We start from the raw sequence: 21,065 nt of genomic DNA on the forward strand, positions 1-21,065 counted from the left end.
GCGCACTTAGCGCGCGCGTCGCAGGTTCGCCGGCGACTGGCACTGGCCCCTCGCTCGTCAGTCGATCACCTTCCCGCGTCCCGACTTCACCACGCTGCGGCGTGACTTGTGCTCGAGCCGCCGCTCCTTCGACGCGCGCGTCGGCCGCGTGGCGACCCGGGCGCGCGGCGTGTACGCGACGCTGCCGATCAGCGTATCGAGCCGGGCCAGCGCGGCCTCGCGGTTTTTCTCCTGGGTCCGGTATTCCTGCGACTTGATCACGACGATGCCATCGCGCGTGATGCGCTGGTCCGACAGCGCGAGCAACCGCTCCTTGAGGACCGGCGGCAGCGACGACGCGCGAATGTCGAAGCGCAGGTGAATCGCGCTCGATACCTTGTTCACGTTCTGGCCGCCCGCGCCCTGCGCGCGCACGGCCGTCCATTCGACCTCGGCCGGATCGAGCGTGTAGCGGATCATCATCGCGAAGCCTCCGTGCGGCGCCGGGCGAGCGCCTCGTCGACGCGAGCCGCGAGCCCCGAATCGCGCTGCGTGCGCGTCGCGACCGCCTGCGCCAGCACGCGCCGCGGCCCGATTACCTGCACGCGCGTGCGGGCGCGCGTGACGGCCGTATAGACCAGCTCGCGCGTGAGCACCCGGCCGAACGACGCGGGCAACACGAGCGCCGCTTCGTCGAATTCCGAGCCCTGCGACTTGTGCACCGTCAGCGCGAACGCCGTTTCGTGCGGCGGCAGCGCGGCCGGCGACACCGCGCGCGCGGTGCCGTCCGCGCGCCGGAACCACACGCGCAGCACACCGTGCACGTCGGGCAATGCAATGCCGATGTCGCCGTTGAACAGCCCGAGCGCATAGTCGTTGCGCGTGACCATGATCGGCCGCCCGGTGAACCAGTGCGCACCGACCGCGAGCGGCACGCGCGCCGCATGCCTGACGTGCGCGGCCACCAGCGCATTGACGTGCTCCGCGCCGCGTGAACCGCTGCGGGTCGCGCACAGGATCCGGAACCGGTTGAGCGCGTCGAACAGCGGCAACGGATCGGGCACCGGTGCGGCCAGCGCGTCGCGCAATGCGTCGAGGTATGCGCCGAAGCGCCGGGCGAGCCGCTCGACCGTCGACGACGCCAGCGTGTCGCCCGCATCGTCGTGAAACGATGCGGCCGCCGAATCGTCGGCGGGCAGCGCATCGAGCGCCGCCTGCACGTCGCCGCGGCGGATCGCGAGCGACAGCCGTCCGATCGGCGAATCGAGCCCGAAGCGGTAATTGCGTTCGAGCCACACGACGCAGTCCGCGAGCGGCGCCGCAGCGGGCGCGATGGCGGACGCGGCAGCCGCGGCGGCTTCGCCTGCCGACGGCGATGCAGCAGTCACCGATGCGAGCGCCGCGTCGCCCGCATCGAACGGCGGCAGCTCGACGGCGTCGAGCCACGCGAGTTCGTCGGCCTCGATCCAGGCGGGCGTATCGTCCGATGCGCTGGCATCGAGGAGCGGTGCCGACTCGGTGGGTGGCGGCGGCGCGATGTCGGTCGACGACACTTCATCGTCCTGCGGTTCGTCGTCGAACAGCGATGCCTGCCGCGTATCGATTTTCGACCGAGACGCCGATCTGCGCGAAACAGGAGCGGATGCCGATGGCGGCGCCGGTGCCCGTGCGGCAGCGGGCACCGGATTCGCAACGGGAACCGCTGCCGGCGCCGCTTCGTCCGGCACCGGCAACGCGGCGACGAACGCCGCCTCGTCGACGCCCAGCGCCTGCGCGATGCGCGTGCGCGCCGCGGCGGTGAACGCCGGCCGCGCGCTCAGCTCCGCGAATACGGCGCCGGCCTCGACCGCGGCCAGTTGGTCCTTGTCGCCCAGCAATACGAGCCGCGCACCCGGCGCGAGCGCGTCGAGCAGATGCGCGGCGAGCGCGACGTCGATCATCGACGCCTCGTCGACGACGATCAGGTCGTACGGCAACGGATTGTCGCGATGATGCCGGAAGCCGGCCGCCCCGCCGCCGCCCAGCAACCGATGCAGCGTGTACGACGTGTCGGGCAGGCGCGCCGCGAGCTCGGGCGGCAGATCGCCGGCAAGCGCGTGCAGCGCCTCCTGCATCCGCTGCGCGGCCTTGCCGGTCGGTGCGGCCAGCGCGATGCGCAGCCCCGGATGCGCGTCGAGCAGACAGGCGAGCACGCCGACGACGGTCGTCGTCTTGCCCGTGCCCGGCCCGCCGCTGACGATCGTCACGCGGCCGGTCAGCGCGACGATCGCCGCGACGCGCTGCCAGTCGACTTCGCCGGTAGCCGGCCCGAAGTAACGGGCGAGACTGTCGCGCAACCGGTCGGGCGACAGGCCTTCGTCCGGTGCGGCGACGCCCGCCTGCGCGACGAGCGCATCGGCGAGCCGCCGTTCGTAATCGAAATAGCGCGACAGGTACAGATGATCGTGCCGGTCGACGATCAGCGGCCGTTCGTCGCCGCGTGCCAGCGTGCCGAACGCGACCACGCCGCTCGCGGCAAGCGCCGCGCGGACCTCGTCGAGCGGCGCTTCGTAACGCTGCGCGAGCGCAGCAAGCGCGACGCACACGTGGCCACCGGCGGTCGCGCGGCTCGTCGCGAACGCGGCGCGCGCCACCCAGCGTGCCGATGCGGACGGCGCACCGGCACGCCGCGCGAGATCGCCGATGCGGCGCGCGAAGCCTTCCGCGAGCGCGATGCCGAAATCGGCCGGCTCGGGCAACCGCGCGACGAGGCCGCCGGTAAATTCGAGCATGTCGTCGGATGCGGTCATGCGCGGCCTCCTTCCATCATCCGGTCGAGTGCGTCGACCAGCGCGCGGGCGGGCCGCCGCGCATGCACGCCCGCCGGTTCGCCGCCACTGCGCCAGCCGGGCCGCACGCCGCGCACGAACAGGTACAGGTAACCCGCGATGTGCGTGTCGTAGTCGTAATCGGGCAGCCGGCCACGCAGGTAGCGATGCAGCGCGACCGTATAGAGCAGCGCCTGCAGGTGATACGCGTGATCGGCCATCGCAATGTCGAGCGCGCGCGGGCCATAGGCGTCCGGCGTCGTGCCGAGGTGGTTCGACTTCCAGTCGACGATCCAGAAACGGCCGTCGTGTTCGACGATCATGTCGATGAAACCCTTGATGAAACCGGCGAGCGTGCCCGCCTCCAGTGCAACGTCCGGATAGCCGTGCGCGACCAGCAGCCGGCGCAGCGCCATCAGGTCGAGCGACGGCGCCGGAAACAGGAAACCCATTTCGTCGAGCCGCTTCGCCGGATCGAGATCGACGAGCCGCATGCCCGGCACCAGCTCGGTGTGCACGACGTCGTCGACGAGCCGCGCCATCATCGCCGGCAGGCGCGCGGCAAGCGCCGGCTCGGCCTCGACCGGCCGGTCGTGCAGCGCGCCGAGCGCGGCCTTGTGCCACGACTCGGGCTCCGTGAACCGGCTGAGCTCGAACAGGCGGTGCAGGCATTCGCCGGCCGCCGCGCCGCGCGGGAACACGAGGATGTCGTCATCCGGCGGCTCGGCCGCGACCGTATCGGCCAATATCAGTTCGCCGTCCGGCGTCACCGCGGCCAGCGCATCGTGATCGGGCCGCAGTTCGTCGTCGGGCACGGCCGCGACGCCCGCCTCCTCGCGCGCCATCGATGCGGTCAACGAACTGAAGCTCGCCATCCGCCACGCATCGCGCAGCACGCGCGTCGCATGACGCGCGGCGAGCGTCTGCGATGCGTCGTGCCCGGCCGCGACACGCTCGCGGCGCGCCGGCACGGGTAGCGGCGCGACGCACACGGGGCCGCCGGCGAGCGCGCGCCATGCCGCCTCGAGCGCGGCTTCGTCGGGCGGCTCGTCGAGCCACGCGTCGAACGCATGGCCGGCACCGGCGACGAGCCAGTTGAGCACGCTGCGCCGCGCTTCGCGCGTCGAGCGCGACGACAGGTACGGCCCGGCGACGACATAGCAGCGATACACGGCGCGCGTGAGCGCGACGTAGACGAGCCGTGCGCGTTCCGCGGCCTGCTCGCGCAATGCCTGCCGCGCCGCGTGCGCGGCCGCTTCGTCATCGCCCCCGTAATGCAGCACCGCATCGCCCGCCTCGTCGTGATACTCGCGCGCATCGGGCAACGCGGACGACGGCGGCTCACGCAGCGCACCGTCGTTCAGGAACGGACAGAACACGATCGCGTACTCGAGCCCCTTCGACTTGTGCACCGTGACGATCTGCACGAGATTGCGATCGGATTCGAGCCGCAATTGCGCTTCCTCGCCGCCGCCGTCGAGCCGTTGCGCGGCGAGCCAGCGCAGCGTCGGTGCGATGCCGGGCTGCGCGGACGCACGCGCCTGCGTCAACTCGGCCAGATGGTTGATGTCGGTCACGCGGCGCTCGCCGTCCGCGCCGGCCATCAGCCGTTCGGCGATCCGCAGCTCGCGCGTGAACGTGCGCCACATCACCGCGAAGCCGCGTTCGCGCCACAGCAACCGATACCGCGAGAAGCGCTCGACCCAGCTCATCGCATCGGCACTGTCGGCCGCCGACGCGCCGGGTGGCGCGCCGCCGTCGCCCTGCTCCATGCGCCACAGCGCACCGGCATCGAGGCCGAACCAGTCGGAGGCGAGCGCCGCGCGCAAACGCCGCAGGTCGCCCGGCGCATCGATCGCCGCCAGCACGCGTTCGAGCTGCTCGGCGTCGCCGGTCGAGAACACCGACGCCTGCGCGAGCTCGACGCTGCCGATGCCCCACGTCGCCAGCACGCGCTTCACGAGGCTACCCTGCCGGTGCGTCTGCACGAGCACCGCGATATCGCCCGGCGACAACGGCGTGTCGCCCAACCGCACGCGCCCTTCGCGTGCGCCGCGCATCAGCCGCGCGATCTCGGCCGCGCAAGCCTGCGCGGCCTGCGCCTGCGCTTCGCGCTTGAGCAGCGTGCCTTCGCCGCCCGGCAGCGCCCACACCCGGAAATCGCCGGCCGGGCCCGGATCGGTTTCGTCGACGAACGGCGCGCGCACGCGCGTGCCGGCGCGCACCGCGTAGTAGTCGAGCCCGTCGAGCACGAACGCGCGCGGATTCGACAGGAAGAAGCGGTTGCACGCATCGACGATCGCAGGCGTCGAGCGCTGGTTGACCGCGAGCGTGTAGCACGCGCTCGCCCGTGCGCGCGCGGCGAGATAGGTGTGCAGATCGGCCGCGCGGAAACTGTAGATCGCCTGCTTCGGATCGCCGACGAGGAACAGCGGGCCGCCCGGCGCGAAGATCCGGTCGAAGATCGCGAACTGCAACGGATCGGTATCCTGGAACTCGTCGATCAGCGCGGCCGGATAGCGCGCGCGCAGCGTCTCGGCAAGCCACGGATGCGCGTGCAGCGCGTGATACAGGTTCGCGAGCAGATCGTCGAACGACACGACGCGTCGCGTGCGCTTGCGCTCGGCCAGCTCGGCCGGCGCCATGTCGAGCCATTCGGCGATCAGCGCGAGCCAGCGGGCGCGCTGCGCGGCCTCGGCTGCGGCCACGGCCGCTTCGAGCGCGTCGGCCACGTCGAAGAACGCGTGCGCGGGCGTCGTGCCGCCTTTCTTGGTCGCCTTCGTCAGCGCGGTTTGCGTGAGCTTCAGCGCGGCCTTCGGCAGCGCGGCCGTCGCGTCGCCCTGCTCGAAATGCACCGTCCATGCGGCGAGCGCGTCAGCGACCGCGTCCGGCTTGTGCGAGCGTTGATTCAGCACGGGCTGCGCGGCGCGCAGCAACGCATCGATCGCGTCACGCTCGGCCGCCCACATCCGCGCGGCCTCCGCGAAGCATTCGGCTGCGGCCGCTTCCGCCGCTTCGTCCGGCTCGGCCACGCCGTCCCAGCGCAGCGCGGCGAGCGGCTTCTTCAGCCGGCGTGCGAGCTGCGCATCGAGCGCGGCCGGGCCGGCCCCCGATTCGACGAGCCAGGTCGCGAAGCCCGGCCAGCGCGCGGCCGCCGGTTCGACACGCGTGCGCCAGAAATCCGCCGCGAGCTCGAAGCGCAGCGACGCATCGTCGGCCTCCATGTCGAACGCGAACGGCATCGCCGCCGCGAACGGCGCTTCCTGCAGCGCGCGCTGGCAGAACGCGTGGATCGTATGGATCGCGGCCTGGTCGAACGCCCGCAACGCGCGCCGGATTCGCTTCACGGCCGTCTCGGGATCGAGCGCGCCGCCGTCGCCGAGCGTGGTCTCGAGCAGGCGCGCGATGAACGGATCGCCGCCGTCGTCGCCCGTATCGAGCGCATGCGCGAGCTGCGCGAGCCGGCCGCGAATCCGCTCGTGCAGTTCGGCCGTCGCCGCTTTCGTGAAGGTCACGACAAGGATTTCGTCCGCGCCGAGATCCTTTTCGAGCAGCAGGCGCACATACAGCGCGCAGATGTTCCAGGTCTTGCCGGTGCCGGCCGACGCCTCGATCTGATTGACGCCGTCGAGCGGACACGCGAACACGTCGAGTTCGAGCGCCTGCGGCTGCGACACGGCGCTCATGCGACCTCCTTCAGATGCTCGACGAGCGGCTCGAACACGAGCCGCGCGAGCGTGCCGAACGGTTCGTCGAGCGACGGATGCGCGCCACGCCACGCGATCGCGATGGCCGGATCGTCGGCTTCGCTCACGACCCGCTCGTTGATCCACACGCTCGCGGCCTTCGCCTCGCCGTCGGACACCCGCGCCCATGCACTGCGCGGGAAAAACCGCAGCGGCATGCGCCGCCCCGCGCGAAACAGCGCGGCAAGCGGCGCGAGCCGCTCGAGCGGCGCCGCGACGGGCGTCAGCTCGAACGCACCGCCGCTGCCGAACCACAGCGTGCGGCGCGGGCCGCCCGGCTCGATCGCACAGTAGACGAGATGCGCGAGCCACGCGGACAGGTAGTCGCGCGCACTCGGTCGCGCATAGCGATAGATGACTTGCCCGGCCGGCGTCAGCCGGTTCAGCGTGCCGTGTAGTTCAAGCGGCGCACTCACCGCGTCGGCCGCCAGCATCGCGTCGTCGGCGCCGAACAGCGCCTGTTCGGCGTCGGGCCACTTCGGCATGACGGTGAGCGAGAACGGCCGCCGCTCGATGCCGTCGGCCAGCGCACGACGCACGTTCGACGCAAGCTGCGTCATCGAACCGAGCGCCTGGTCGCGCCACACCGCGCCCGTCGCGCCGCCGGGCAGTTCGGGGCTCGCGTCCGCGATGCGCAGCGCGTGATCGTGCACGCCGCCGTCGCCCGCTTCGATCAGCAGCGGCAGCACACGCTCGGCCAGCGCGTCGCTGCCGGCAAAATCCAGCGCGAACGGCTCGGTATCGAGCAGTTCGGCCTGCGCGTCGGCCAGCACGATGCCGAGCCGGCCGCGCAGCAATGCGCGCGCCGGATGCCGCCAGAAACGTTCGAATTCGCTAAACGCAACGGGCTCGACCGGTTCGGCCGGCAGCGGCTGCGCGAAGAACGGCTGCTCGCGCGGCCCATCGCGCGATGCTTCGGCGGCCAGCAGCGACGCGAGCGTGGCCCGCTCGGCGTCGTACGAAACGAGTTCACTGCCCGGCTGGAAATACGCGGCCGCGAACGGTTGCAGCGGATGCTCGACGATGAACGCGCGCCGCGCGGCTTCGACCGCATCCGGTGCGGCGTCGGGCCCGGCCGTGACGAGCGCCAGATGATCGAGCAGCTCGTCGACGAGCGCCGCGGGCGGCAACGGCGCGTTGTCGCGGATGCTGCGGCCCGTATAGGCGATCAGCAACCGGTCGCGGGCAGCCAGCAGCAGGTCAAGGAACAGATTGCGCTCGTCGTCGCGGCGCTGCCGGTCGCCCAGCTTCGGCAGCACGGCCATCAGGTCGAATTCGTCCGCGCGCGCGAGACTCGGCAGCACGCCGTCGTCCATCCCCAGCAGGCAGACGACGCGATACGGCAGCCCGCGCAAGCTCGTCAGCGACGAGAACGTGACGCCGCCCCACGGCACCCCGCCGCGGGCCGGATCGTCGAGCGCCGCGGCAAGCCCCGCGCGGACGACGGCCGCCGGCAACGCCTCGTCGGGCGCGCCCTCCGTCATCGCGGCCAGCATCGCATCGAGCGCGTCGCGCACGCCGGCCAGCGCGTCGGCATACGCGGCGCCCGAATCGAAGAAGCGCGCGAGCGTGTCGGCGAACAGTTCGCTCCAGCCGCGCGGCGTGTGCGACTCCTCGAGCCGCCGCGCGAAGCCGTCGAGATCGTCGGTGAACCGTGCAAGCCGGCCGAGCAGTTCGGCCTCGCTGCCCGTGGCCGCCTCGATCGGCAACCACGCACCGATCGGCGCCGCGCCTTCGGGCATCGCATAGCCGAGAAAGAGCCGCGCGAGCGCATCGGAGAACGTATGGCGCGGCGCGGGCACGGCCGCGTCGTCGCTCGCGCGCGGCGACAGCCCCCGCCGTGCGCCGGCGGCCGCGAGCCAGGTCTGCACCGTTTCGAGCGCGGCCGCATCGATGTCGTAGCGCGCGGCCACCGCATCCACGCGCAGCCATTCGACCAGCTCCGGCGCGCCGACCTGCCGCTCCGGCAATGCGAGCCAGTCGAGCAGCACGCGCGCGACCGGGTTCGCCTGCGACGGCGGCAGGCCGGTGATCCGGTAAGGCACCCGCGCGCCGCCGGCGCCGGCCGTGCCGAACACCGCGTCGATCAGCGGCCCGGCCGCGGCCAGATCGGCCACCGCGACGAGCACGTCGGACGGCTGCAGGCTCGCATCGGCGTCGAACCACGCGAGCAGCCGGTCGTGCAGCACCTCGAGCTGGCGCGCGAGGCTGTGGCACACATGCACCTCGATCCCGCGCTCGACCGGCGTGTCGCCGGTTTCGGCCTCCGGCTGCAATTCGAGGATCGCGTTCTGCACGCGCGCGAGCCAGGTGGGCGCGAGATTCTCGACGAACCGCGACGCATCGCCCGACGCCGCGCTTTCAGTCAGCTCGTGCAGCATGTGCAATTGCGCCTGTGTCTGCCTGCCCCATTCGGCGAGCAGCGGATGACCGACTTCCTGATAGTCGAGCCGCCCGGCCGCATCGAGCGCCTCGGCATGCGCGGCGGTCACGATGTCGAACCAGAATTCGCGGCACGGGTTCAGCGCATAGACGCGCACGTCGATCCAGCGCGACAGTTCGCGCAACAGCGCGACGTGCAGCGGCGGCATCGTCGGCAGCGCGAACACGCTGACCGATTCGGGCCAGTCGGCGCGCGCAACCGCATCGGCATCGAGATGGCGCGCTTCGACGAGGAAGCGGTGCGCCGGCGGCGTGCCGCTGTCGCTCAGCTCGGCGAGCAGCGCGCGCCACAGCGCGGCCTGCCAGCGCTCGTCGTCGCGCGCGGCATCGCTGATCCCGCGCGGCGCGCCGTCGCCCGCGAGCACCGACTCGCCGGCCTGCCACGCGGCCAGCCATTCGGGGCGATAGGTCAGGTAGTGATCGAGCACGGCCGCGACACGATGGGCCAGCTCGTAGCGCATCGCGTCGTCGGACGCCGACAGATAGGCGGCGAGCCGCGGCGATGCGAGCCACGGCGCACCGTCGGCCGACTGCGCGAACAGCCGGTAGCAGCGCCACACCAGCCGGTCGGGCGCGAACGGCGAGCGCGCGGGCACCGTCAGCACGCGGCCGATCTGCGCCCACAGCCACTGCGCGAGATAGGTGAACTCGACGTTCGCGCACACGCCATTGCGCGCGGCGATGTCGAGCTCGAGGCGGCGACGCAGCGCCGCGCTCGGCACGATGACCTGTTGCGGCGCCCACGGGCCGTTGCGGGCCGGGAACGCGGCCAGATCCTCGAGCAGCGCGTCGGCCAGCGTTTCGTGACGGTTCGAATAGAAGAGATGGAGCATGAGGCGGGCGTCGGAACCTCGCACCGACGGGGCCGGGCGAACACAATGACCAAGGATAGCAAAGGGCTGCAGCCGCGACCATCGTCCGGAAAGCCAGCTTTTGCGAGCCGCGAAATACGATAGACTCGTCGCCAGTCAATACGCCGCCCCCGGGCGTCTTCGTCTGCCATTCAGCCCATCGATGCGCTATTCGGTCGAAATCAGAAAGTTTTTCTACAGCCAGTACTTTTTCGGCGGCCTGCGGATCGCGGTCGGCGTGTCGCTGCCGGCCGTGTTGTGCCTGATCGTGTTTCACAACCGGGAGCTCGGCTTCACGATCTCGACGGGCGCGCTCGGCGCATGCGTCGTCGACATGCCGGGCCCGCTGAAGTACAAACACAACGAAATGCTCGCGTGCAGCGTGATCGGCTTCCTGGCCGCGCTCGCCACCGGCCTCGCGACACCGAACATCTTCGCGCTGTGGCTCACGATCGTGCCGCTCACGTTCGTGCTGTCGCTGATCGTCGTCTACGGCAACCGCTGGCCGCAGATCAGCTTCGCGACGCTGTTCATGATGGTGATGACGCTCGAGGAGAAGTTCACGCCGCTGCAGGCGTTCGTCAACGCCGGCTGGATTCTCGCGGGCGGCCTCTGGTACACGTACTGGGCCACGCTCGTGTCGCAATGGCAGGCGCGCCGGATCGAGCAGCAGGCGCTGGCCGAAAGCCTGTTCGCGTGCGCCGACTACCTGCTCGCCCGCGCGCAGTTCTACGATCTCGACGCCGATCTCGACGAGTGCTACCGCAATCTCGTCGCCCGGCAGATCACCGCGGTCGAAACGCAGGAAACCGCGCGCGACATCGTGCTGCGCAACCTGCCGAAGCTGCGGCGCGGCAAGCTCGATCCCGGCCGCACGACGATGTACAACCTGTTCATCAACAGCGTCGACCTGCACGAGCTGTTCGTCGGCGCGCACACCGATTACCCGCTGGTGCGCAACACGTTCGGCGGCACGGACCTGATCATTTTCTACCGCGACCTGATCCGCAAGGCCGCCGCCGATCTCGAGGAAATCGGCCTCGCGGTGCTCGAAAACCGCGCGCCCCATTCGCGCATCAGCGTGAAGGCCGAGCTGCGCGCGATCGAGTACGAGATCGAGCTGATGCGCAAGAAGAACTTCGCGGCCACCAACGCGGAAGCGTATGCGGCCGTGCTCGCGACGTTCCGGCGCATCTGGAGCGCGACGCGCCTGATCGACCGGATGCGCCGCAACCTGTCGGGCCACGCCGATCCGCAGCAGACCGAACTGAAGATCGACAAGGCGCTCACGCGCTTCCTGCAGCGCCGCCGCATGTCGCCGCTGCTGATTTTCTCGAACCTGAACATGCGTTCGCCGAGCTTTCGCCATGCGCTGCGCGTGACGATCGCCGTCGCGGTCGGCTTCTGGATCGGCCGGCTGCTGCCGCTCACGAACGCCTACTGGATCGTGATGACCACCATCATCATCCTGAAGCCCGGCTACTCGCTGACCAAGCAGCGCAACGCGCAGCGGATCATCGGCACGCTGATCGGCTGCGCGGCGAGCATCGCGCTGATCTACACGGTGAAGGAGCCGCACCTGCTGATCGCGATCATGTTCGGATCGATGGTGATGAGCTACAGCCTGCTGCTGTTCAACTACGCGGCGAGCGTCGTGTTCACGTCGTCGTACGTGCTGCTGATGTTCCACCTGCTCGCGCCGGGCAGCATGCGGATCATCGGCGAGCGCGCGATCGACACGGTGGTCGGCTGCATGATCGCGATCGCCGCGAGCCGGCTGTTCCCGTACTGGGAATACCGGCTGATGGGCAAGCTCGTCACCGACATGCTGACGTCCACGCGCAAGTATTTCGAGGCCGTGTGGCGCGCGGGGCGCGGCATGTCGCCGCCGCCGGTGCCGGCCGCCGACGGCGCGGCCGTCGTCGCGGGCGTGGCCGCCGCGGTCGAGGCGCCCGTGACCAGCCTCGACGACGACTACCGCTACCGCCTCGCCCGCAAGGACGTGCACATCGCGTTCGCGAATCTCGGGCAGGCATTCCAGCGGATGATGATCGAGCCGAAGGCGCACCAGCGCTTCGTGCCCGAACTGAACGACCTGCTCGTGCAGACGCACGTGCTCGGCGCGCAGATCACGGCCGCCGCGCCGCTGATCCGCAGCGCATGCGCGGCCGATGGCGGCCTGGTGCACGACGACGCATTGCAGCGCGGCCTCGCCGCCGTGCTCGACAATCTCGAGAAGGCGGAAGCCGGCGAGCCGCCGCCGGCCGATCAGCTCGAAGCGTCGAAGCAGATCACGCGCGATCTCGATGCGATGGTCGTGTCCGCGGAACAATCCGACGCGGTCGGCGCGGAACTCACGCACGACCTGAAGGTGCTCGCGCACCAGTGCAAGCAGATGCTCGCGTCATCGCTGCTGATCCGCAAGGATGCGAGCGTGATCCGCCTGCCCGCCTGACCCCGCATCCCCGCGCCGGCAGGCCGACCCGCGCGCCGCGGATCGGCCACCGGCGCACTCCGGTTCAACGATTCCCCGAAGCATGCCCCACCCGCTCCACGCGGCCCGCGCATCCGGCGCGCGAGCGCCCCACGCCCCATTCCGTTCGACGCGCCAGTCAGGGAATACCCGATTCCGGTCACCGGGTCCGGCTTGTTATCATTCGTTCACATTCAAGTTGTATAGACAACTTGAGCCAATCGGGCCGGCCCTGCTCGCCCGGTTCGTCGCATAACGATATCGGAGACTCGATGAAAAACTTGCAGCGCCATCTCAGCGCGCGGCACATCCGCTTTCTCGCGCTGGGCTCGGCGATCGGCACGGGCCTGTTCTACGGTTCGGCGTCCGCGATCCAGCTCGCGGGCCCGGCCGTGATCCTCGCGTACGTCCTCGGCGGCGCGGCCGTCTACATGGTGATGCGCGCGCTCGGCGAAATGGCCGTGCGCGAGCCCGTCGCGGGTTCGTTCGGCCACTACGCGACCGAGAACCTCGGCCCGTTCGCGGGCTTCGTCACGGGCTGGACCTATACGCTCGAAATGGTGATCGTCGCGATCGCCGACATCACCGCGTTCGGCATCTACATGGGCTTCTGGTTTCCGGATGTCCCGCAATGGATCTGGGTGCTCGGCGTCGTCGCGATCATCTGCGGGCTGAACCTGTGCCACGTGAAGGTGTTCGGCGAGCTCGAATTCTGGCTGTCGATCATCAAGGTCGGCGCGATCGTCGCGATGATCGGCGGCGGCGTCGCGATCCTGCTCACCGGCATGCACTTCGGCCATTCGGCCGACATGCCGACGTTCGCGAACCTGTGGAATCACGGCGGCTTCTTGCCGAACGGCGTCGGCGGGCTGATCGCGTCGCTGTCGGTCGTGATCTTCGCGTACGGCGGCATCGAGGTGATCGGGATGAGCGCCGGCGAGGCGAAGGACCCGGAACGCGTGATTCCGCGCGCGATCAACGCGGTGCCCGCCCGCATCCTGCTGTTCTACGTGCTGACGATGGTCGTGCTGATGTCGATCAGCCCATGGACCGGCGTCGGCAGCGACGGCAGCCCGTTCGTCCAGATCTTCTCGGCGCTCGGCGTGAAGTCGGCCGCGACGATCCTGAACCTCGTCGTGATCAGCGCGGCGATCTCGGCGATCAACAGCGACATCTTCGGCGCGGGCCGGATGATGTTCGGGATGGCGCGGCAGGGTCAGGCGCCGCGCGTGCTGATGACGACGTCGCGCCACGGCGTGCCGTGGGTCACGGTGCTCGTGATGGCCGGCGCGCTGCTGGTGGGCGTGCTGCTCAACTACCTGATGCCGAAGGACGTGTTCCTGGTGGTCGCCGCGATCGCGACGTTCGCGACCGTGTGGGTCTGGCTGATGATCCTGCTGTCGCAAGTGGCGATGCGTCGCCGTCTGTCGAGCGCCGAAGTCGCCGCGCTGAAGTTCAAGGTGCCGCTGTGGCCGGTCGCGCCGGCGCTGACGATCGCATTCATGGGCTTCGTGATCGTGATGCTCGGCTGGTTCGACGATACGCGCGTGGCGCTGTATGTCGGCGCGGCGTGGCTCGCGCTGCTCGCGGCCGTGTTCTACGCACGGATCCGCCCGAAATTCGCCGCTGCGTCACGTTGACGCACGGCTGACCTGCGAGTGCGGCGCGCCGGTTCCGGCGCGCTTTCTACTGTCCCGGTTCCGCCCGGCGCCCGTCGCGCGAGAACCGCGGATCGACCCCGTTCGCCTCCCCGCACGCGCGGCCCGACCGGCCCGCGCCCCGGCACGTCAGTGCGATGCGGCGCTCGCGGCCTCGGCCGGATGGGCCTCGTCGTACGCGTGCTTCTGCGAAATCGCGTTGTACAGGATCGTCCCGATCACGAGCAGCACGGCCACGACGATCAGGATGCTCACGTTGCGGACTGGGTTCTTCTTGCGCTGATCGTTCATGGTCGGTGCGGCTCCGTCAAATTCGTCGAAGCGGGCATTCTACGCGCTTGCGCCCGCGCTGCGCCGCCCGGTGTTCCGATCGCCCGTCCCTGTCCTCCCCGCCGCTTTCCGCAAGCTTTCGTTTGTTAATCGTTCCCATTTCGATCTAGAATCCTGAGTCTTTCATTTTGTAATGTTCCGGGTCGCTCGGGCGGCAGGCGCGCCCCGGAACGCTCCCTCGTCCACCTGCCCCACCGGAGTCTTCATGTCGAATCCGCGCACCCGCCTGCTGCCGCTCGCCGGCGCCCTCGCCCTGGCTGCAGCCGCCTTCGCGCCGCTTGCCCAGGCGGCCGAGGAAGTGAGCCTGTACACCACCCGCGAGCCGAAGCTGATCCAGCCGCTCATCGACGCGTTCACGAAGCAGAGCGGCGTCAAGGTCAACACGGTGTTCGTGAAGGACGGCCTGCTCGAACGCGTGAAGGCGGAAGGCGCGCAGTCGCCGGCCGACGTGCTGATGACGGTCGACGTCGGCAACCTGCTCGACCTCGTCGACGGCGGCGTCACGCAGCCGGTGCGCTCGAAGGCGCTCGACGACGCGATTCCCGCGAACCTGCGCGCCACGAACGGCGACTGGTACGCGCTGTCGCTACGCGACCGCGTGCTGTACGTCGAAAAAGACCTGAAGGTCGATGCGTTCCGTTACGAGGATCTCGCCGATCCGAAATGGAAGGGCAAGGTCTGCATCCGCTCGGGCCAGCATCCGTACAACACCGCGCTCGTCGCGGCGATGATCGCGCACGACGGCGAGGCCGCAACCGAGACATGGCTGCGCGGCGTGAAGGCGAACCTCGCGCGCAAGGCGACCGGCGGCGACCGCGACGTCGCGCGCGACATCCTCGGCGGAATCTGCGACGTCGGCCTCGCGAACGCTTACTACGTCGGCCACATGAAGCACGCGGAACCGGGCAGCGATGCGCGCAAATGGGGCGACGCGATCAAGGTCGTGCGCCCGACCTTCGCGAACGCGAAGAGCGGCGGCACGCACGTGAACATCAGCGGCGCGACGGTGGCGAAGCATGCGCCGCACAAGGCCAACGCGGTGAAACTGCTCGAATACCTGGTGTCGCCGGAAGCGCAGGCGCTGTATGCGCAGGCGAACTACGAATACCCGGTGCGCGCGAACGTGAAGCTCGACCCGGTGATCGCGAGCTTCGGCACGCTGAAGGTCGATCCGCTGCCGCTGGCGGATATCGCGAAGCATCGCAAGCAGGCAAGCCAGCTCGTCGACAAGGTCGGCTTTGACAACTGACGCCTCGCCCGCCGACGCCTGCCGCGAGCCGCGCGGCCCGCGTCCGTGGCCGCGTCTGCGGCCGCGCGCGGGCAGCCTGTGGCTGCTCGGGGCGCTGACGATCGCCGCGGCGGTCGCGGCGCCGCTCGCGGTGCTCGTGGCCGCCGCGTTCGACGCCGATCTCGCGCACTGGCGGCATCTCGCCAAATTCGTGCTGCCGCACGCGCTCGTCAATACGCTGCTGCTGCTCGCCGGCGTCGGCGCGATCGTGTCGATCGTCGGTACGGGCTGCGCATGGCTCGTCACCGCCTACGATTTTCCCGGCCGCCGGATCCTGACCTGGGCGCTGCTGCTGCCGCTCGCGGTCCCCACCTACATCGTCGCGTTCGCGTATCTCGACCTGCTGCATCCGATCGGCCCCGTGCAGGGCGCGATCCGCTGGCTGCTCGGCTTCGACAGCCCGCGCCAGTTCCGCCTGCCCGATTTGCGCTCGCTGCCCGGCGCGATCTTCGTGCTCGGCTTCGTGCTGTATCCCTATGTCTATCTGAGCACGCGCGCGATGTTCGTCATGCAGTCCGCGAGCCTGCTCGAAGCCGCGCGCACGCTCGGCGCGGGCCGCCTCGCGACGTTCTGGCGCGTCGTCGTGCCGCTGGCCCGCCCGGCGATCGCGGTCGGCGTGAGCCTCGCGCTGCTCGAAACGCTGAACGATATCGGCGCGTCGGAATTTCTCGGCGTGCAGACGCTGACCGTGTCCGTCTATACGACGTGGATCACGCGCTCCGATCTCGCCGGCGCCGCGCAGATCGCGCTGGCGATGCTCGCGATCGTCGTCGGCACGATCGCGCTCGAACGCTACGGGCGCCGCCGCCAGCGCTATGCGCACGGCCGGCGCATGCGGCCGATCGCGCCGCGCCGCCTGACCGGCGCGGCCGCGCTGGGCGCCGCCGTGCTCGGCTGGCTGCCCGTCCTGCTCGGCTTCGGCGCGCCGGCCGCGTACCTCGCGGTCGAAACGGCCAAGCGGCTGCACCTCGTCGGCGGCGTCTCCGCGCAACTGATGACCGGGCTCGCGAACACGCTGACGATCGCGACCGCCGCCACCGCCACGACGCTCGCGTGCGGGCTCGTCGTCGCGTGGGCCGCCCGCGCACAACGCGACAGCGCCCGTACGGGCCCTGCCCGCCTGTGCGCGCGGATCGCGAGCCTCGGCTACGCGGTGCCGGGCACCGTGCTCGCGATCGGCCTGCTGATTCCGTTCGCGGCGGCCGACCGGCTGTTCGGCGCGGCGCTCGGCCGCGACGGGCTGCTGCTGATGGGCTCGGCCACCGCGCTCGTGATCGCCTATACCGTGCGTTTCCTCGCGATCCCGGCCGGCGGCATCGAGGCCGGCCTCGCGCGCATTCCGCCGTCGCTCGAACAGGCCGCGCGCTCGCTCGGCGAGACGGCCGGCGGCACGCTGCGCCGCGTTCACCTGCCGCTGTTGCGGCCCGCGCTCACGACGAGCGCGCTGCTGGTGTTCGTCGACGCGATGAAGGAATTGCCGGCGACGCTGCTGCTGCGCCCGTTGAATTTCGACACGCTCGCGACCTGGCTGTATGCGGAAGCCGCGCGCGGCACCTATGAAGAAGGCGCGGTCGCCGCGCTCGCGATCGTGCTGGCCGGGCTCGTGCCCGTGATCCTGCTCGCCCGCACCCGCCACAAGATCGGAGCCTGACACCGTGAACCTGCTCGAACTCGACGACCTCTGCGTCGCCTACGACACGCCGCACGGCCGCCGCACCGTGGTCGACGGCCTGAGCCTCGCGCTGCCGCGCGGCGACATCGGCTGCCTGCTCGGCGCGTCCGGCTGCGGCAAGACCACCGTCCTGCGCGCGATCGCCGGCTTCGAACCGGTGCGCATGGGACGCATCGTGCTGGACGGCACGCCCGTCGCGGCGCCGGCGCTCGACGTGCCGCCCGAGCGCCGGCGCATCGGCATGATGTTCCAGGATTACGCGCTGTTTCCGCACCTGAGCGCGGCCGACAACGTCGCGTTCGGCCTGCGGCGCCTGCCGAAGGCCGACCGGCGCCTACGCGTCGCGGAGATGCTCGAGCTCGTCGGCCTCGCCGATTCCGGCGATGCGTATCCGCACGAACTGTCGGGCGGCCAGCAGCAGCGCGTCGCCCTCGCGCGCGCACTTGCGCCGTCGCCGGAATTGCTGCTGCTCGACGAGCCGTTCTCGAATCTCGACGTCGATACGCGCGAGCGGCTCGCGTTCGAGCTGCGCGACATCCTGAAGCACACGGGCCACACCGCGATCCTCGTCACGCACAATCAGGCGGAAGCGTTCGCGATCGCCGACCGGATCGGCGTGATGAAGGACGGGCAGCTCGCGCAATGGGATACGCCGTATGCGCTGCACCATCATCCGGCCAGCCCGTTCGTCGCGGATTTCGTGCGCCGCGACGCGCTGGCCGACGAACGCGCACGCGCGCTCGCGCGCGGCCGCTGAAGCCGCGCGGCCGGCGCGGCGGGATGCCCGTCAGGCGGGCTCGGCCAGATCGCGCACGGGCAGCGCGGTCGAATACTTGATCTGCTCCATCGCGAACGACGAGCTGACGTCGAACAGCGGCACCGTGCGAATCAGTTGCTTGTAGACGCGGTCGTAGTCGTCGATGCCGGCCACCACGACGCGCAGCAGGTAATCGGTCTCGCCGCTCATCCGGTAAACCTCGACCACTTCCGGCATGTCGCGCACCGCCTGCGTGAAACGCTGCGCCCATTCCTCGGTGTGCTGGTTCGTGCGGATCGCGACGAACACGGTCGTGCCGACCCCGAGCTTGCGCGGATCGCACAGCGCGACCTGCGCGCGAATCGCGCCGGTTTCCTTCAGCCGCTGCACGCGCTTCCAGCATGGCGTCTGCGACAGGTTCACGCGCTGTGCCAGTTCCGCGATCGGCAGTGTGGCATCCGCCTGCAGCAGCTCCAGCAGCTTGCGATCGATGGCGTCCATTTCTCCATTCCCTCGTCGATAGAAATTTATTCTATTCATCCTGCCCAACGGGGAACAATATGAAAACTGCCGCGGCGCGTCGACCGGTGTAAATACCGATCCGGCATGCAGACGATTCGTCCGCCGCGCCAAACGAAACAGGCGACGCCACCGCCGGGGTGGCATCGCCTGAAATTGACTGCGCGTCGCGGCTCGCACGTCGCGCCGGGCCGGCCGGCGCTCACTCGCCGCCGGCCGTCATGCCGCTCAATACGCGACCGTCGCGATCTCGCGCACGAAGCTGTCCTGCTCGAGTGCGTCGACGAACGCGACCGCGTAGTCTTCCACCGAGATCTTGCTGTTGCCCTGCGCGTCGACGATCAGCTTGCCGACGCCCGTGCGGAACGTGCCGGTGCGCTCGCCCGGCGCGATCAGCGCGGCAGGCGCGAAGAAGGTCCAGTCGAGATCGGCGACCGTCTTCAGGTAGTCGAGCGCATCGCGGTGCGCGAGCGCCTGCGCCTTGTATGCCTCCGGGAATCCTTCGGTGTCGACGAGCTGCTTGCCCGGCGCGACTTCGAGCGAACCGGCGCCGCCCACCACGACGAGCCGCTTCAGGCCGGCCTGGCGCGTGCCGGCGACCAGCGCCTTCGCGGCCGCGACGACCTGCGCCGCATCTTCCTGCTTCGGGCCGTACGCGCTGGCGACGACGTCATGGCCCGGCAGCGCGGCCGCGATGCTGGCCGCGTCGAACAGATCGGCCGCCTTCGCGGTGATGCCGTCGACGGATGCGTGCGGATGGCGCGACAGCGCCGTGACGCGGTGGCCGCGCCGCACGGCTTCCGCCGCGATGCGCGTGCCGATCATGCCGGTGGCGCCGAACAGCGCGATATTCAATGAACGTTGCGTCATATCGATTCTCCAGAAATGAAAATATGTAACACACTCAATTACATATAAGACCGAAAAAAACGGGGCGAAGCCCCCGTCGTGCCGATCGCCGCGCGTACGCGCCGTCCGGCTTCCCGCCCTGCCTGCCGCCTGTCACCCGCCGGCGCGCGCCGCCCGTTGCGTACGCTGCTCCAGATCCAGCATGTCGGCCGTCACGTCGGCCAGCGTGCGCGTGGCGAGCGACGCCTCCATCGCGCGCTGCGCGTCGCCGATATAGCCGGTCAGCGCGCTCTGAATGTGCCGCCCGACGAGACATGCCGGATTCGGCGCCTCGCGATGCAGCGCGAACAGTTGCGCATCGTCGACCGCGCGATACACGTCGAGCAGCGTGATCTCGCCGGGCTCGCGCGCCAGCAGCGCGCCGCCGCCCGCGCCGAGCTGCGACGTGGTCAGGCCTGCGGCCGCCAGCATCGACAGCAGCCGGCGAATCAGCGCCGGATTCGTATTCACGCTGCCCGCGATGATGTCAGACGACAACGGCACGCCTTCCTGCATCGACAGCAAGGCAAGCACGTGAACGGCAAACGCGAACCGGCTGCTGGTATTCATTCCTGACTCACTCGGCGACGCCGGCCCGACCCGCAACCGGCGACATGTGTAACCATAATAATTACATTTTGCGGATCGTGCAAGCCCGCGTCATTCACCGCTCGCGGGTTTGGCCCCCGCGGCGCTCTGCTGGCTCCACTGCTGGAGTTTCTTGCCGGCTTCGGCGATCTTCGCGCCCGCTTCGGAAGCCGCATGCGCGACGACCGCGGACGCCGCCGCGTCGATCTGCGCCTGCGCGGCCGACGCGAGGCCGCTCGCGGACAACGGCGGCACGGCCGACGCCGCGGACGCGATACCGGCCTTCGCCGCGTTGATCTGCTGGTTGACGGTGCTCGCCACCTGGTCGAGCGCCTTTGCCGCATTGTTCGCGGCGTCGGCGGCCGCGCTCGCGGCCGTATCGGGTTGCGCGACCGGCGTACCGGACTTCTCGCAGCCCGCGAGCAACAGCAGCGCACCGGCGGCCACGGCCGCCAGCACGGACCCGGGCACGCGACGCGCCCGCGATGTCTTCATGTTCATCAGCAATCTCCGGCCGCGCGTTGCACGACCTCGTGGTTGGACCGGTGTCGATGATACCGCCTGTGGAACAGGCCCAATCACGACCCGGCATTAAAAATGCCTTTCAATTTCGGATTCGTCTGATTCAATCGCACGCGCCATGCCTCTAAAGTGGGCACGCTTCAATCCGCTTCGTACGTGTCCCCCACTTTTCCTCGTTATGGCTTTCCTCGTCGACTGGCTCATCGTCCTGGCCGCGCTGCTCGCCGCCACCCTGTTCCTGTGCCTGCGTGCGCCGTCGGCGCGCCGCCTCGCCGAATCGGGGCGTCCGCGCCGCATCGCGTGCGCGCGTCTGCTCACGCAGGCCGTGATCGGCTTCTGGACGGCCGCGCTGATCGTCGCGCAAGGCATCCTCGGCGCCGACGGCGACGGCCAGTCGCTCGCGGGCTTCGCGGCGCTCGCGTTCGCCGCGCTCGGGCTGGCGACCGTCGCCGCCTACTGGTCGGCGTGCGCGCTGCGGCTGCGCCGGCCGCCCGCGCTGTTCGCGCGCCACTGACGCGCCAGATCGGTGCGTGACCGCGCACGCC

The 21,065-nt window shown here is 70.1% G+C and carries 15 protein-coding genes; 6 read left to right on the forward strand and 9 right to left on the reverse strand.

The window, feature by feature from the left end; translation table 11 throughout:
* Positions 1–57: 57 nt before the first annotated feature.
* The 4 genes from arfB to recC are packed head-to-tail and all read right to left on the reverse strand — an operon-like array spanning position 58 to position 9,807.
* Positions 58–462, reverse strand: a complete 405-nt coding sequence (gene arfB, locus H0X95_RS30605; RefSeq protein ID WP_006483724.1) for an alternative ribosome rescue aminoacyl-tRNA hydrolase ArfB — start codon at positions 460–462, stop codon at positions 58–60.
* Positions 459–2,768, reverse strand: coding sequence for an AAA family ATPase (locus H0X95_RS30610; RefSeq protein WP_196446325.1), 2,310 nt, complete (start codon positions 2,766–2,768; stop codon positions 459–461). Before H0X95_RS30610 ends, arfB begins: the two co-directional genes overlap by 4 nt.
* A complete protein-coding gene (recB, locus tag H0X95_RS30615; protein ID WP_196446326.1) occupies positions 2,765–6,472 on the reverse strand; it encodes an exodeoxyribonuclease V subunit beta in 3,708 nt (1,235 codons plus the stop codon). The genes H0X95_RS30610 and recB overlap by 4 nt, the downstream gene beginning before the upstream one ends.
* On the reverse strand, positions 6,469–9,807 hold the full coding sequence (recC, locus tag H0X95_RS30620) for an exodeoxyribonuclease V subunit gamma (RefSeq protein WP_196446327.1): 3,339 nt from the start codon (positions 9,805–9,807) through the stop codon (positions 6,469–6,471). The genes recB and recC overlap by 4 nt, the downstream gene beginning before the upstream one ends.
* Before the next feature lie 181 nt (positions 9,808–9,988).
* Here recC and H0X95_RS30625 point away from each other — a divergent pair, with 181 nt between their 5' ends.
* Both H0X95_RS30625 and H0X95_RS30630 read left to right on the forward strand, forming a co-directional pair.
* Positions 9,989–12,280 carry an FUSC family protein gene (locus H0X95_RS30625; protein ID WP_006493074.1) on the forward strand — a complete coding sequence of 764 codons (2,292 nt, stop codon included), beginning with the start codon at positions 9,989–9,991 and terminating at the stop codon, positions 12,278–12,280.
* A gap of 290 nt (positions 12,281–12,570) precedes the next feature.
* The gene (locus tag H0X95_RS30630; RefSeq protein ID WP_006497673.1) at positions 12,571–13,938 is read left to right on the forward strand and encodes an amino acid permease; all 1,368 of its coding nucleotides are present in this window, start codon (positions 12,571–12,573) and stop codon (positions 13,936–13,938) included.
* A gap of 147 nt (positions 13,939–14,085) precedes the next feature.
* On the opposite strand, the gene H0X95_RS30635 is transcribed toward H0X95_RS30630, so the two are convergent.
* Positions 14,086–14,247, reverse strand: a complete 162-nt coding sequence (locus H0X95_RS30635; RefSeq protein WP_006476417.1) for a hypothetical protein — start codon at positions 14,245–14,247, stop codon at positions 14,086–14,088.
* Positions 14,248–14,491: 244 nt separating this feature from the next.
* On the opposite strand from H0X95_RS30635, the gene H0X95_RS30640 reads away from it, so the two are divergent.
* From H0X95_RS30640 to H0X95_RS30650, 3 genes are read left to right on the forward strand one after another with little or no spacing between them, the layout of a single operon-like run.
* The gene (locus H0X95_RS30640; protein WP_006490794.1) at positions 14,492–15,535 is read left to right on the forward strand and encodes a Fe(3+) ABC transporter substrate-binding protein; all 1,044 of its coding nucleotides are present in this window, start codon (positions 14,492–14,494) and stop codon (positions 15,533–15,535) included.
* Positions 15,525–17,225, forward strand: coding sequence for an ABC transporter permease (locus H0X95_RS30645; RefSeq protein ID WP_196446328.1), 1,701 nt, complete (start codon positions 15,525–15,527; stop codon positions 17,223–17,225). The genes H0X95_RS30640 and H0X95_RS30645 overlap by 11 nt, the downstream gene beginning before the upstream one ends.
* A 4-nt stretch (positions 17,226–17,229) precedes the next feature.
* Entirely contained in the window at positions 17,230–18,003 is a 774-nt protein-coding gene (locus H0X95_RS30650) for an ABC transporter ATP-binding protein (RefSeq protein ID WP_006497675.1), read from the forward strand.
* A 30-nt stretch (positions 18,004–18,033) separates the two neighbouring features.
* Here H0X95_RS30650 and H0X95_RS30655 read toward each other — a convergent pair whose 3' ends face one another.
* From H0X95_RS30655 to H0X95_RS30670, 4 genes are all read right to left on the reverse strand, one after another.
* Entirely contained in the window at positions 18,034–18,504 is a 471-nt protein-coding gene (locus tag H0X95_RS30655) for an Lrp/AsnC family transcriptional regulator (RefSeq protein WP_006484401.1), read from the reverse strand.
* Positions 18,505–18,750: 246 nt separating this feature from the next.
* The gene (locus H0X95_RS30660; RefSeq protein ID WP_048989220.1) at positions 18,751–19,392 is read right to left on the reverse strand and encodes an NAD(P)-dependent oxidoreductase; all 642 of its coding nucleotides are present in this window, start codon (positions 19,390–19,392) and stop codon (positions 18,751–18,753) included.
* Positions 19,393–19,524: 132 nt separating this feature from the next.
* A complete protein-coding gene (locus H0X95_RS30665; protein WP_006484400.1) occupies positions 19,525–19,980 on the reverse strand; it encodes an Rrf2 family transcriptional regulator in 456 nt (151 codons plus the stop codon).
* Positions 19,981–20,070: 90 nt separating this feature from the next.
* Complete coding sequence (locus H0X95_RS30670; protein ID WP_006484403.1) at positions 20,071–20,499, reverse strand: hypothetical protein; 429 nt, start codon at positions 20,497–20,499, stop codon at positions 20,071–20,073.
* A 199-nt stretch (positions 20,500–20,698) separates the two neighbouring features.
* Here H0X95_RS30670 and H0X95_RS30675 point away from each other — a divergent pair, with 199 nt between their 5' ends.
* Positions 20,699–21,034: a hypothetical protein gene (locus tag H0X95_RS30675; RefSeq protein ID WP_006493329.1), complete on the forward strand. Its 336-nt coding sequence runs from the start codon at positions 20,699–20,701 to the stop codon at positions 21,032–21,034.
* Positions 21,035–21,065 lie beyond the last annotated feature (31 nt).

This window comes from Burkholderia sp. 9779_493 (assembly GCF_015712215.1).
GTDB classification, from domain to species: Bacteria; Pseudomonadota; Gammaproteobacteria; order Burkholderiales; family Burkholderiaceae; genus Burkholderia; species Burkholderia cenocepacia.